The sequence below is a fragment of the Sphingobacterium sp. UBA865 genome (assembly GCF_002295765.1).
In the GTDB taxonomy this organism is placed as follows: Bacteria; Bacteroidota; Bacteroidia; order Sphingobacteriales; family Sphingobacteriaceae; genus Sphingobacterium; species Sphingobacterium multivorum.
Genome location: NZ_DBGB01000041.1, coordinates 228,441 through 242,707 on the forward strand (window position 1 = coordinate 228,441; position 14,267 = coordinate 242,707).

Annotated in this window: 9 protein-coding genes and 1 pseudogene; 3 read left to right on the top strand and 7 right to left on the bottom strand. The window is 39.0% G+C overall.

Going from position 1 to position 14,267, the window contains the following annotated elements:
• Nucleotides 1-52 precede the first annotated feature (52 nt).
• From B2O97_RS23085 to B2O97_RS23110, 6 genes and pseudogenes are all read right to left on the bottom strand, one after another.
• Entirely contained in the window at nt 53-1,237 is a 1,185-nt protein-coding gene (locus tag B2O97_RS23085; protein WP_115047395.1) for a FecR family protein, read from the bottom strand.
• Nucleotides 1,238-1,301: 64 nt separating this feature from the next.
• The gene (locus tag B2O97_RS23090; RefSeq protein WP_115047393.1) at nt 1,302-1,871 is read right to left on the bottom strand and encodes a sigma-70 family RNA polymerase sigma factor; all 570 of its coding nucleotides are present in this window, start codon (nt 1,869-1,871) and stop codon (nt 1,302-1,304) included.
• 140 nt (nt 1,872-2,011) lie between these two features.
• The gene (locus tag B2O97_RS23095) at nt 2,012-4,549 is read right to left on the bottom strand and encodes a phosphodiester glycosidase family protein (RefSeq protein ID WP_286768256.1); all 2,538 of its coding nucleotides are present in this window, start codon (nt 4,547-4,549) and stop codon (nt 2,012-2,014) included.
• Nucleotides 4,550-4,985: 436 nt separating this feature from the next.
• Nucleotides 4,986-7,010: a glycoside hydrolase domain-containing protein gene (locus tag B2O97_RS23100; protein ID WP_236590881.1), complete on the bottom strand. Its 2,025-nt coding sequence runs from the start codon at nt 7,008-7,010 to the stop codon at nt 4,986-4,988.
• Nucleotides 7,011-7,148: 138 nt separating this feature from the next.
• A pseudogene (locus tag B2O97_RS23105) lies at nt 7,149-7,361 on the bottom strand (TMEM175 family protein); the annotation flags it as partial.
• Nucleotides 7,354-8,073 (bottom strand): outer membrane beta-barrel protein, encoded by a 720-nt coding sequence (locus B2O97_RS23110; protein ID WP_139144934.1) that lies wholly within the window; start codon nt 8,071-8,073, stop codon nt 7,354-7,356. The pseudogene B2O97_RS23105 and the gene B2O97_RS23110, both read right to left, overlap by 8 nt.
• Nucleotides 8,074-8,334: 261 nt before the next feature.
• Between B2O97_RS23110 and B2O97_RS23115 the strand changes: the two genes are divergently transcribed.
• From B2O97_RS23115 to B2O97_RS23125, 3 genes are all read left to right on the top strand, one after another.
• Nucleotides 8,335-8,757 carry an OsmC family protein gene (locus tag B2O97_RS23115; protein ID WP_070563780.1) on the top strand — a complete coding sequence of 141 codons (423 nt, stop codon included), beginning with the start codon at nt 8,335-8,337 and terminating at the stop codon, nt 8,755-8,757.
• A gap of 11 nt (nt 8,758-8,768) precedes the next feature.
• Nucleotides 8,769-9,083, top strand: coding sequence for a hypothetical protein (locus B2O97_RS23120; RefSeq protein ID WP_070563783.1), 315 nt, complete (start codon nt 8,769-8,771; stop codon nt 9,081-9,083).
• 129 nt (nt 9,084-9,212) lie between these two features.
• Entirely contained in the window at nt 9,213-10,091 is an 879-nt protein-coding gene (locus B2O97_RS23125; RefSeq protein WP_070563786.1) for a pirin family protein, read from the top strand.
• Between the two features lie 77 nt (nt 10,092-10,168).
• Here the strand turns inward: B2O97_RS23125 and B2O97_RS23130 are convergent, their stop codons facing one another.
• Nucleotides 10,169-14,023 (bottom strand): TIM-barrel domain-containing protein, encoded by a 3,855-nt coding sequence (locus B2O97_RS23130; protein WP_115047389.1) that lies wholly within the window; start codon nt 14,021-14,023, stop codon nt 10,169-10,171.
• Nucleotides 14,024-14,267 lie beyond the last annotated feature (244 nt).

Sequence of the window (14,267 nt, forward strand, 5' to 3'; positions counted from 1 at the left end):
CTGCCAACTACTCTTTGGGGATATTCATTATTGTTGAGAAAATTTTTAGTGGTTAAATATCGAGTATCAAGGTATGCCCTTGTAGCTTGCAATCAATATTACTTGTCCGAAACATCCGTATAACTTGGTCCAATGATGCTTTACGATCTATTTTACCTATCAATTTCAACTCTTTTTTTACAGCCTCACTCATAACAATATGAATGTTATACCAACGTTCCAATTGCCTTAGCACAACCATGGAGTTATCTGATCTAAAACTAAAATAACCCAATTTCCAGGCAATTTCATCCTCCACAATGGTAGAATGAACAGACATCTGAAGTCCATTCGATACCAATAGTTGCTGTCCAGGTTTTATAATTTTTGATTGGTTTCCGGCAGCAACCTTTAGACTACCTTCAACAAGAGTGGTTTTCACATTTGGCTCATTAGGATATGCATTGATATTAAAAGATGTACCTAGCACTGTAACCAACTGTTGTTTAACCGCTATTTTAAATGGTTTTTCAGGCATTCTTCTAACGTCAAAGAAAGCCTCACCTTCTAAAATTACCGATCGTTCGTCCCCTTTAAAGCGTGATGGAAACGAGAGCCGTGATCCTGCATTTAACCATACTCGTGTACCATCTGTCAATGTTATTTTATATTGACCCGAAAGCGGTGTTTCTATAACATGATTTAATAGCATGCCACGCTGGTCTCCTCCATTTTCTTGTGTTTCACAAATTAATGAACCATCTTGATCCTTTCGGATATGCAAATCATTTGCTGTAACCTCCGCTCCTACAGCCATGTCATCCAATGTAAGTCTATTTCCATTAGATAGCGTGATAAAAGCGATGTCTCTGCCGGGGAGAATATCTTTGCGAGTATCGGCTAAAGGTGCTGTCTGAAAAATTTGCTTGTCTCTAAAAACCAAAAAATATGGAGAAAAGTAGATAAAGCAAACCAAAATTGCTGCGACCACAGCAATCCAACTGTAACGGAATCTATTTTTTCTAGTGTTGTCATCCCTACGGATAGCATCCCACAAACGATGATCTTCTGACAAAGGTTTTGTGGAGATATCCTGGAATTCTTTAAGGTCTTTTAGAAATAGTTCTTCGTTATCTATACGTTCAATCAGACTTTTGAATAAAGGATCTTTATTCGCCCAATCCTGAAGTGCCTTCTCTCCAGCGGGGGTTAATTCTCCTGTTGCTTTTTTCTCTAGTAAATCCGCTAAATCTTTCACTTCCTTTTTAATCTATTTACTTCTAATACGTAAACAGGTTTACAACCTTACCAAAAAAATTAAATTATCTATGATCTATAAGATATTGTAGCACAATTAGCATCAAAGGATTGTACACAAATGATTTGCGCAGTGAGGAAATAGCTTTTGATTTTTGGACAAAAATTGATTCCGCGGACATATTTGTCTCTCTTATGATTTCCTCCGTGCTCATCCCTTCCAAAATGCTCATTCGGAATACCTTTTGCTGTGCATTAGGAAGCTTTTGAAGCTTTTGTTCTAAATGCATCAACAGATCAGAATAAAGTATTTTGACCAATATTTCCGGCTTTTCATTTGCAAAATCGAAATCTTCTATAGGAAATGTTGCTAGAGACTTAACATTTCTCAACACATCAATACACATGTTTTTTACGGTCACATACAAAAATGATTTTAGGTGACGATCATTATCTATCTTAATACGATGCTTCCATAAACCAAAGAAAGCATCGCTGACAACCTCTTCAGCCGCTTCTACATGAATAAATGTACGTGCAAAATGTAATAATGGTTTCTGGTAGCAATCATATACTTTTTCAAATATTTTTTGATCTCCTTGTCTAAATTTTTCAATATCTATCGTCAGTAGCATACATATGATTAAGTTGAAACAAATTTACTGAAGAATGCACAAAATCTAAAATTAATTTTTTGTTAACAATCTGCAAAACAATTAGTTATAAAAAAAAGAAGGTTATCCATAATTAGAAAACCTTCTTTTTACAACTCGCTTTATTTCACTCTTATATGTAAATAGTTCATACAACTTCGTTCACCATTTGCATCCGAAACTTGGTTAACAACTCGACCTTCTCCAATGCTCTTCGCCCACATCGTTGTAGATCCACCACCATCAAATCTAATTACATCTTTAAGCTGGAGTTTTGCAGCAACCCGATAGGCCTCATAAAAATCCAAACCCCTATCGTTTACTGATCGACCATCCACACAAAATAATATGATCTTTTTACCACTTTCTTTTACTCCAATATTAGTGGTCGGGTTGATAGTCAATGCGTCGGCTTCACTGCTTGGAGCGACATAATTACCATTTTGAACATAATGAAACATACTGGCATTGTGTACTTTGATTTCCTTACTAACGGAGCCTATAAGCAAAGTATTTTTCACATCAATCAAACTGCCTACTTGAAGTAAACTACGCATTCGCTCAGCCTTACTCCCAGTAACTTGCAATACCCAATCTTTCTTTGAACCTACAAATGGGACTGTAATCGCTGCATTTCGACCATCTATTATTTGCACAACTTCCGCAGTCTGGTAACCTACATTTACTTGCAAGCCCTCAGCTTGATTTCTACAGACTAAAAATAAAGCCCGCTCTCCAATTGGATTAGATAATCCAGCATAAGGTTGTTTTACAAAACGGTTAGTATATATATTGGCGTCATAGTTTACTTTACCATTTAACCGAACGATAGTATCATTTACAGAATAGAATTCGAACTCCTCAGCCCCTATCCGCACATTACCTTTAAACTCCCGCTCTCCAAAACTTATCGTACGATCAGTAAAGAATGTAAAACCGGGACGATGGTTAACCAAACGTCTACGTACATCCGGGTTATTAATAAAAACAGGTTCCCCTTCTTCAATATGTACTCCCCTTGGAAACCCGTCATGCGAATTAAAAAAGCCTGTATTTATTCCCGCTACAATGTTCCGTCCTTGCGCCCGTCTGCGAGTAATAGTTTCAGATAGAGTTTCACGTCGGTTTTTTCCATTATTTGCATTCTGATTAGCATTGGGGTTGGGACATATTTCGTTTGCCATTGCTGTTTCAAAAACTACATTTGGATTGTCCAAATCAATCTCAACAGCATAAATATGTTGTCCAAAATTTATAAATGAATATTTTCGATATGATACTCCAGGCGCTAATTGAATACTGTCAATCGTTTCCCATGCGTAATAATCATTATCCCTATTGTTGAGATAATTCAACATAGGATCGAAAGCACCATGACACACTGCATTTTTATAGGTTGCTACAGCAGCCTGCTCTGGAATTTGACTAAACAAACTGTAATTATCCACCCTCCCACCAATGTGGCAATTTTTAACGAATGTATCAGACGAACTCGTTCCGGAATATCCGCAAGCCCACCCTGGACCATGTTTTGCAGAACTTATAGCACGAGCATCTGAAAGGATGATACCACCGTTTGTACAATCATCTACATACCCCCCATTGTGCCCCACAAATCCCCCCACACGACTGCCATTAACTGAAAATACGGAACCCATGTTTGTGCAGGTCTGTACCAAAGTATTGGCTCCCGAACCACCAACAATCCCTCCCATACGTTTTATATTATATCTATCCGCACGGTTTTGAAACTTATTTTCCCAATCATCTATTAGTTTACCATCGTTCATACATTGAACCACTTTGCCTCCGTTTAAAGAGCCTACAATTCCTCCACTACGCCCCGTCCCTACTTTTATTGTTCCCGAATTTTGTGCATTCGAGATAATTGCTTCAGTTCCTTGCACAAATCCCACAATTCCTCCAGAGTGAATTCCACTGTTTACGCCTGTCGCCAAATTGTTTTCAACAGATACGATTACATCTCCTTTATTAATGCAGGAGTAATCTTCACCAAAACGACCAATACTTCCGCCATCAAGCACACCAACCATCCCTCCAATTCGCATCGAAACATTAGCATGATCTGAACCTGCAAATGAAATGTTAACTAAATTCGTACAATCTACAATTCGACCTTTAACATATCCACCAAACGCACCAATAGCAATACCCTGTTTACTTTGTCCATTAACTATAATATCACCTGTCATCGTCAGATTTTTAATGACCCCAGATGTATCAATTCCGTCAAACAAACCGAAAGAAATACCGCCTTGATCTAAATCAATCACACGATCTATATGTTCAAGTCGATGCCCATTTTCGTTAAAGACTAAATTCAGCCCCCCACTTAAACGATATTCAACCTCTTTATTTGCTTGAGTCACATCTGAAGAGACCGAAGCCTTCAGACTATCCCAATCTATATCTTGCATATCGATGTTATTAGCCAGTGACACTTCTCCAATATCATCTTTAAACCTCGATAAATCCTCACCTAAAGATAAGGCATTTAAAAAATCCTCCATTTCTTCAACCGTAGATATCGAACCATTTGCTGAAGTTTCTTCCGTAGTAGGAATAGCCACCTCAGTTGTTATTTTTTTACACTGAGCAAATGGCAGTGCTAACAAAAAAATCCAAATTGAGTGTTTCATTTTTCTTTTATACTTTAGTTTACTATTAGATACGGTAAAAAAAGTAACACCTTACCAAGAAAAATAAAAAAAGAAAATAATTAATTTTGTCTATTTTAGGGTTACAGACCGAGTAGTTTTGGTTACGAATTGCATTCTAGAAATAGTCTTCAACAACATATTTAGGGAATAATAAATATGTTATTGAAGACACATCTGAATAATAAAATAAGTTCATTTCCAGATTATATCTATACAACCACACTTTGATAAAAACAGCCACTAAGTTTCGTAGTTTTTATCGCAAATTTTGTAACTGCATTATTTTAGCATGAGGTTATTCTATTCTGGAGCAAATTAACTGGTCATCGATTTTCAAATCTGTATGGTCAGTATATTTAAATCTCCAAGTAGTAAAAAACGCCAATTTAGTCTACAATCTCTGATCAGATCATGTTTAATTGTTGTCCATGTGACTTATCCAAGGATCATCCCTTCCATAATCGGTTGGTATTTCCGACGATTCAATCTGCAGCGTCCCTCCCTTTCTAAGCTCTTCATGTGTGATCCATAACCTCTTCAAATCCCTTCCATTCAACTTAATCGATTTGATATAACGCGTTTTGTCGCTTCGATTCGGCACCTCAATGGTCAGTGGATTCTCTTTATTTTCCAATCTGATTTGATCAAAAAATGGCACGCTGATATAAAAAACAGGTTCCCCGACCAAAGGTTGTTGCAATCCGATCGCAGATAGCACCCACCAGCTCGACATAGCACCAGCATCGTCGTCCATGGTTCTTACAAAGGCTTTAGGCTCATTTTTATAGATCCGGTCGATATGTGCTCCGATTCCACGGCTGTTGTCATTAAAGTAATATTGTATGATGGTGTCCAATGCAATTCGATGTATCCACTCCTGATAGCGCCAAGGGGTTTTACTCGCATTATATAAGGTCAGCGATTGCATATCCGGTTCATTCGCCCTATTGAAATAATAACCGTCATAAAACTCATCCAGTTGCTGTGTAAAATTTTCTTCACCACCTGCTAGCTTTCTTAATCCCATAACATCAAAAGGTACATTCCAACGATATTGCCTAATTGTTCCCTGATACATATCCCGTGCCGACATACGGTCGACATCTCGTTTGGTCAGATCTTTGAAATCTTTATTCCAAATTGCCTGATATGATTTTGCTCGCTCCAGATAGATTTTGCTGTTCTGCGGAAAAAGCTTGGACATTGCCCACATATCATAACATGCTTCAAGGTACTTGTCCGGTTTCTTAAAATCATAGCGCAGGGTATCATGTATTAACGAATCTTTTATTCCATCAATATCGACCCGATATCCTTTCTTGACCGCATCCAAAAGAACGACAGCGGCATGTTCTGTCCGGACCGAATTTGCTGGTTCATGAGCTCCTGCAAAGTCAAATTTCCCATAACGGTACAGGTCTGCAATCGAGGAGACAACGCCCTGATACATTTCAGTATCTATCAGCTCCAAAAGCGGTAGCTGTGTTTTATAATTGTCCCAAATTGCCCATCCATGATAACGTATTTCTTTGGAACGATGTATTTTCCCGTCTGTTCCCCTAAAATTTCCCTGCTCATCGCTGATAACATAAGGAGATTGTAAACTGCGATAGAGCAAGGAATAGAATAAATCTACCTTATCCGAATCGCCCTTTACCTGCAGTACCGACAGGGCAGTTTTCCAACGATCAGCTGCACGTTTTTTTACCGTTGAAAAATCTAGCTTATCATATTCTGCAAGTGTCTTTTTTGCGTCCTGTTGATCCACAGCCGAAAATGCAATATTGACGTCTGCTATAAGGCTTTCCTCCTTCAGGTCTACCCAGATCTTGTTCCCCTCCTTTCGCCATTCGCTCGCTGTAGGAATTTCCAGCGCATAATAAATGGTATATGTTCCCACATGGCAGGTCGTTTTCGCACGTACTTTACCGAATAGCAGATTACCCTCCTGTGTAAATTCATTGTCAACAAAAGCGCCATTGAAAGCATGCCCCAAATCAATAAAAAAACCTTTCCTACCCACGGGAAAAGTATATTGTTCACGACCAAAATCATTATTCACAGCCACTTCAACTTGAATACCCTCTGCGGTTTTTAAAGCATAATACCCAGGTTGGGCGTGCTCGTCAATTTTATTCAGCGGCTTTGTATCATTTTTTATAAATGGTCTAATAAGGATCAGTCCACCACTGCCCATACAACCTACTCCCTCGAGGCGATTGTGTGTAAAGCCTTTAATTTCCTTGGCAAGATGCTCATAGCCCGTATGCGTCCCCGGATTAGTATAGGGCACAATGCTCAATTGATGGAAAGGAGAAGAAGCCGCTGGTGAAAGCTGGCCGTGGTCGCCGGAAGATCCCAAGAAGACGTTTACACGATCGGTCTGCGCTCCAGCAATTGTAGCATAACAGAGCATCAAAGACAGCAGTAATTTTTTCATATATAGTCTATTATTTTTTATATGTATAAAGGGCGCAAACTGATTTTTCACGATACAAAAAGCTAACCTATACAGTTCTTGGCCATAGCAAACAACTATTTTTTTCAGCGCCTGATGTTTTTTATTTATTAATTCTTCGAGAACTTTTCGAACAATTTGAAAGAGATGATGGTGATTATACCAGTACAGTCCAACGTAAACAAAACTAACGATATAGGAGATAACTTTAGGATATAATGGTTTAAGGCTAGCAAAAGTAAATCCTTCAGGTACTTATAATTCAAGTACCATAATCGTTATAATGATGGCCAAAACGCCATCACTGAATGCTTCTAACCTGCCTTTAGTCATTTTTGAAGATCGGGGTTAATAGCTGATACTGCAGGCCTAAACGGAATACATTTAATCGCGCCACACCAGGATCACCGCCCAACATTCCACTACGGTAGTCTTTTAGGCCCCATGAATAACCGGCAAACATGGTATAACGGTCATAATTTACATTAAACTGTAAACGCGGGCGTAGATCCAAATCGATAACCTTGCCTCTATCACGATCAAAACTTGTTTTATTCCCCTGTTTATCTTCAATGCTACCATTTTCTTTGATGCTCAGCGTTTTGGCAATATCCATACCCAGCTGTATATCCATTGTCATCGGTTCAAAAAAGACACGATAGCCAACAAAAGGATTAAAATTGATAAATTGTTGATTGAGACGGGTCTGACCACGGCTTCCATTCATAAACTCATTGCCTTCCAAATCAATCTTTGTCTGCAATCGTTCATAGGCGCCTTCCAAACCTGATATTAGGTTGTTGGCAAAAACATAACGGTAGTTTAAAGCGCCACCAATATTGATTCCATATTTTTTTCCATAAGGATTATTGGTATAATAGTCCTGTTGTGTAGATCCATTCAACGTACTCTTTGCTTCGGTTCCCGATCCCGTAAAATTGGACACACCGGAGGTGACACCCACACGTAGTTCGTGCGATTGCGAGAAAGCCATAAAATGGGTTATACCAGCAAAAAGTCCGACAAGTAAAAATCTCTTCATCATAACCGAAATATTAAATTAAAATCCTTTAAAAAATTGAGCGAATTTGATTGTTAAAAGTAAGAAAATTTATGTGATTCAACTTACTCCAATCTTTATTTTTTCTGTAACGATAGGGTGCATTCATCAGCGGAAATCCATCAATCTTATCAGCCAATAAAAAAATATCAGGAGACAATATGACTATATTTATTGAACTACATCAATGAAAATGAATCAATTCAGGCTTATTTTTGTTGTATTACAAACAAAAGAATTATCCGTATGAAATATATATTGGAAAACCCTGTCATCGGTCATATTGCCGAGCAGAAATATAAGACCAGCATCCACTGGAGGAATGGTGAATTTATTACGGATGAACCTGAAAAACTTGGCGGCAGAGATCTTGGGCCTGACCCCTACACCCTTCTTATCTCATCGCTTGTATCTTGTACCTTAGCTACTTTACGCATGTACATCGATAAAAAAGGGCTTGATATTCCAGAAATTTCAGTCAGTTCAAATATGTACCTCAAAATTGAAAAAGGACAGGTGGTTACATATTTTGATCGCGAGATAGCTTTTGGACAAATCTTAGCAGAGGATACCCGAGAACGCCTGCAACAAATTGCCGAAGAATGTCCCATTTCAAAAATTTTAAAGGGTAATGCCATTGTCAATACACTCATCAGGACAAATCCTTAAAAAAGAACATCATGAAAATCTTAACCTTTCTCATATTTGGTAAAAATGAAGAAATTCTCCTCACGCTCAAGAGAATCATTGAAAACACGCCCAACTGGAATGCATCGATACAATACGATTTGGATGCCTGTAAAAAACAGCTTATTGACGTCCCTGTAGATGTTTTATTATTGAGTTCGGGACTCTCGCCTCAGGAAGAGCATGAAATAACAGATCACCTTACGCGGCTCACTTATCCGATTGGTCTGATCAAACATTATGGCGGTGGAAGTGGACTTCTAAAAAATGAAGTCTATAGTCTTTTTCCAGACTTACTCTCCGTTTAATAAAGCACAGGATATAGCAATAGCGTCCTAGAAAAACAACCGAAAACCGTTAAAACTCTTTCTTTATTGAACTAGATCAATAGAAATCGACGGCCAATAGGCTAATTTTGGATACTAAATAATAAGATCATGAACAGACAGAACTTTATAAAAAAGGGACTTTTGGGTTCCGGGATATTTGCATCAACAGTGTCTTCAGCTGATATCTTGAAGAATGATATTGACGAGATAGAGCCGCTTGAAACGCTGGATGCCGAAGCTGTAAACTATAATTCAGACAAATTGGAAAACCATAGTGTCCTCCACAAGGCGGCTACACGCGGTCATGCAAATCATGGTTGGTTAGATAGCAATCATACGTTTAGCTTCGCCAATTATCACGACCCCGAACGTATGCACTTTGGTGTATTACGGGTGCTAAATGATGATATAGTGGCTGAAGGAAGAGGTTTTGGCAAACACCCGCACGATAATATGGAAATCATCAGTATTCCTTTGGAAGGTGATTTGCAACACGAAGACAGCATGGGTAACAAAGCCATTATCCGGAAAGGAGATATTCAGGTCATGAGCGCCGGAACAGGCATCATACACAGTGAATATAATAAAAACACCGATCAGGTAGTCAAGTTTCTTCAAATTTGGGTGTACCCTAATCAACGGAATGTGAGCCCCCGATACGATCAAATTACATTGGATATAACTCAAAGACAGAATAAATTCCAGCAAATTCTTTCTCCAAATCGAGAAGACGAGGGTGTATGGATCCATCAGGATGCCTGGTTTTCCATGGGGCATTTTGACAAGGACGTCCAAACAAAATACCGAATCAAAAAGGCAGGAAATGGTGTATATGTTTTTGTAATAAAAGGTAGTGTTACTGTCGAAGGAAAAGAATTAGAAAGCAGAGATGGCTTTGGAATATGGGATGTCGCTGAAATTAACCTCAAAGTAACCTCAGCAGATACTGAAATCCTGCTGATGGATCTTAGTATGATATTGGACTAATTAGGTGCATTATTTAGACATCATTTAACAAAAAAAGGGAGCCTATGAGGCTCCCTTTTTTGTTAAGGCTATTTATTTTAGAAAGTAACGGAATTCAGCTTTTTATCAACGAAGATACCATCTATTGCTTTCAGATTGAAATTGACATTACGTTTTGCTTTCAATTTGATCTTAAATAAAACTTCAGATCCATTCAAAGTCTCCTTGTTGCCCAGATTAACAAAAGTAGCATACAGAGCCTTACTTCCATTGGTGTGAAGACGATCGTTGCTATAATTGTTCATCTCCTTTAAATGTACGGACTCAATACCGACATATTCAAAATCACCCTGATTGTAAGGAAGAGCAAAACTAAGTGCATTGACAGCTTTAAGATTCTCTCCACTAACACTGATCTCCACAATATCACCCGATTTTAAGGTCGTTTTTGAAGGAATCAGTTTTAATTTACCACTGACCTTTTCTTCTTTATTTGGTTTTGCACCGCCTTCTATGACAACAGCAACATTGGAAATATCATAAGCGTCAATCAGATTATTTTTATTGACATCACCATTGCTGACATAACCTTCGAAATCTCCATCTCCCAGTCGCAATCCCGTGTAGTTAATATAGGAAGTCAAGTCATTATGATCGATCAATCGGTCATTATTAATATCGCCCGGTAAGTAGCTTGACGAACCTGGCACTTTAAACACATATAATTCTCTTCCTGAACCAAAACCTCCCACAGCTTCAGAAACTGAAATTTTGATAAATCGAGCCACCGGATGGGTTCCAAAATCAAAACGTTTCATTTCGCCATCACGTTTCCAGTCAAAACCACCAGCTTCCGTCCAGGTGTCCTTATCATTGCTATAGAATACTTTTCCTTTTAAAATGATGCCATTTCCGCCATCGGTTCTTGGAAGATACACAAACTTATCCAATTGATTAACGGATTTTAGATCTAAGATCATATCAAACGGAACCGCAGTATGTCCCCATTTTGTATGCCACATATCCCCCTCATCATAATTGAACAATTTATTGATACCATTTCCGCCTTGGTTATCCACAGAAGTCTCTGCTTTGATTCCTTCGATGGCAAATTCCAATGGATTTGCCTTTGTTTTTGCGGCAAATGTACTCCAATCTGAAACACCAGATTTATTGACAGCTCTAATTTTAAACTGGTAATCAGTTTCCGCGGCCAATCCTTCGAATAGCAACTGACTGTCTTTGATGGTCGAATAGATCAGATTATTGAATTCAATTTCATAATAATCAGCATTTGCAACCTTTTCCCAGGTTGGGGTTAAGGTATATGCTTGTGTATGTTGATCTGTGATAACAGCTTTGGGCGAAGTCAAAGCACCGGTCTGAGCCAGATAGTTGTCAACAGGAGCATATTCGAAACCCTCCAATTGTACTTCTATTGCAGTCGATGAGACATCCTGTTTCGCTAGTCGTACCAGCAACTTCGGATTTTTCACCAAAGGTACTTTTTCAAATTCAGATCCCTTGGTTGCAAACTGATTCAGGTTTGGTTGTGCGTCGTAGAAATATACATTTTCAGAAGTATTGAACGCATCTAAGCTGTTCACTTCTTTAAGTTTATTATTTTTTCCATTGACCTTTACGGTCAATTTCTTAGGTGCTTTGGTAACGTTGAAACGAATTTCGGTAGACTTCATTTTTTCAAATCCGTCAAATTCGCCCTGTGTTGGAGCAATCGTAAAAACAACTTTATTATTGTTTAACTGCGAAGTTAGGGATGTAGTTACTCCCTTACCATACCGATAAGCCTCGGTTTTTCCATCATCATCATATTCCAGGAAATTGGAATTCCCATAAGGATACACCTCATAAATACGTTGATCCTTTTTGATTTCCAGCACATTATTATTCGGGTTGGTTACCGGAATAATAGCTCCATTTTTCACAAAAACAGGCAGCTTCCAAATAGGCACATTAAAGTTATTGATGATACGGCCACCCTGGTATTTTTCACCCGTAAAATAATCAATCCATTCACCATCCGGCAGGTAGATACCATTGCGTATATCATTTCCCTTCTCATCCACACGTGTTTCCTGATAAATCGGTGCCACCAGGAAATTTGGACCATAGAGGTACTGGTATTGCGTTGCCTTTCCAAGTGTATAAGCATTTGCTTGCTCTAAAAACATCGCGCGAATGATGGGCAGACCATCTACCGCTTGTTTTGCCACACTATAGCTGTAGGGAACCAATTGAGATTTCAATTTCAGATACAGACGATTGATCGAAGTAGCTGGCTCGCCCAAAGCATGAGGGTATTTCTCGTTCGAGCCCCAGCCATCCATATTGAGTTCCATGGGTGTCCAAGTCTTCCATTGAAAATCACGGATATTGACCTTGAAGTTTTTACCACCAAAGATCCCGTCCATGTCAGAGGTAATGTTGGGCTGGCCCGAAAGTCCCGAGCCTATATATGTTGGTATGTGGAATCGAATATACTCCCATACACCTCCAGTTTGGTCACCCGACCAGATACCCGCATAGCGCTGCGTACCTGCCCAACCATCCAATGAAATAATAAATGGACGAGCGTCGTTGCCATAGTAAGGCATGGTATGCCCTACATCAGCTACCCCGTTGAGACCAAAGGAGTATCCTGGGCCCACCCAGGCCACATCCGTCTTTAGGACTCTCACACCTGCATCCCGTACCTCTTTTACTATATCACGTTGCAGTAATGCACTGATGCTGTCTTTGGGATGGAGATCAGACTGTGTCCATAAACCGATTTCCACACCATTCTTACGTGCATAATCGCCGAACTCTTTCAGGTTTTGGATATTTCCATCTAAAGATGCCGTTTGACCATATCCAGCACCGTAACCATCATTGGGAAGAATCCAACCCAAAGGCATGTCATGGGCTTTATAACGGTCTATGACTGCGCGAGCCGAAAATTGATAATTGTTTTTCTCGCCATTCAGCGATTCTTTGATTCCGCCATTGTCCTTTTGGCTTTCTTTATAGCGTTTGCCATCTTCAAAAAGAATTCCCTTTTCATCTTCTTTCCAAAAATCGCGGTTATAAGCATTAAGATGTCCTTCGTACAAACCAAATTTTGGTAGAAGAATTGGGTTACCCGTCAATTGGTAGAAATCGTTGAGCAAAGGCACAATACCGTCACCAACCATAAAAAAGACATCCAGATAATCCGTATCGTGGGCCAATTTGACTGTGCCAGCGGTTTTGGCTCCAAAGGCGTAACTTCCCTTCTTAAAAGTATGCCACATAAAACCATACCCTTTGGTTGACCAGTAATAAGGGGTTGGAGAGGCAACACCGCCATCGGTCCAGCTGTTCTGATTTTCGATAGCAATTACTTTTCCCTTATGTGAAAAACGTCCATTTTGAACGCCACCACCAAAAAAGTACTCATCCGCATTTTCCTTTAATTCAAGGCTTACTTGTTTGTCCTCAAAAACGACCGGCTTTAAGCTTTCAACTACAATCTTATTGGTTTTACGATTAAGGATACTAAACTGTGAAGTCTGTTTATCCATTGAAAAAAGAATATCGTTGGTGGAGATGCTGACCTTATTACCTCCATCCTTTACCTCAAGCCCAGTGACTGTTTTCCGAGGTTGCTCTACCAATATTTTTGCTTCGGGTTCACGGATTATACCGCCATGAACATCCTGGAACATCCTAAAAATATGATTACCGTAGAAATCTAAAGTAAGACGTTGACCATTATCGTATACAATCTCGACTGTTGTCGGATTAATTTTCTGAATCGTGATAATACGGTTTCCGTGATCGCGACCCATTGTATTATAATAATTGATCGTACTTACTTTAGCGTCAACTCGAGAGGGTTGAAAAATAAAAGGAGAAGCCAATCCCATCAGTAAACTGACTTGTGCTTTTGTGCTCCAAAAAGATATCTTCATGCGTATGATTTATAATGCATTAAATTAACATAACAATAATACAATAGTAAATCGAAGTAAAAAAGGAATTATGGAATACAAACGATTGTCCAATAATAATGTTGCAGGCTAGCGGCGGTTTCGGAACAGCTTCCGATGGAGCAGGCTCACCGACGGTCCTCTGCTGCGATAACCGATAGGCGGAGGATATGCAATGTCTTATACATGGAAATACGGAAGTACTTAAACGAAAGAAGCCCTTGAC

Bases quoted from the DNA above. Each gene is read 5' to 3' on its own strand.
- B2O97_RS23090 (WP_115047393.1), bottom strand. From the start codon at position 1,871: ATGCTACTGACGATAGATATTGAAAAATTTAGACAAGGAGATCAAAAA.
- B2O97_RS23095 (WP_286768256.1), bottom strand. From the start codon at position 4,549: ATGAAACACTCAATTTGGATTTTTTTGTTAGCACTGCCATTTGCTCAG.
- B2O97_RS23100 (WP_236590881.1), bottom strand. From the start codon at position 7,010: ATGAAAAAATTACTGCTGTCTTTGATGCTCTGTTATGCTACAATTGCT.
- B2O97_RS23110 (WP_139144934.1), bottom strand. From the start codon at position 8,073: ATGATGAAGAGATTTTTACTTGTCGGACTTTTTGCTGGTATAACCCAT.
- B2O97_RS23115 (WP_070563780.1), top strand. From the start codon at position 8,335: ATGAAATATATATTGGAAAACCCTGTCATCGGTCATATTGCCGAGCAG.
- B2O97_RS23120 (WP_070563783.1), top strand. From the start codon at position 8,769: ATGAAAATCTTAACCTTTCTCATATTTGGTAAAAATGAAGAAATTCTC.
- B2O97_RS23125 (WP_070563786.1), top strand. From the start codon at position 9,213: ATGAACAGACAGAACTTTATAAAAAAGGGACTTTTGGGTTCCGGGATA.
- B2O97_RS23130 (WP_115047389.1), bottom strand. From the start codon at position 14,023: ATGAAGATATCTTTTTGGAGCACAAAAGCACAAGTCAGTTTACTGATG.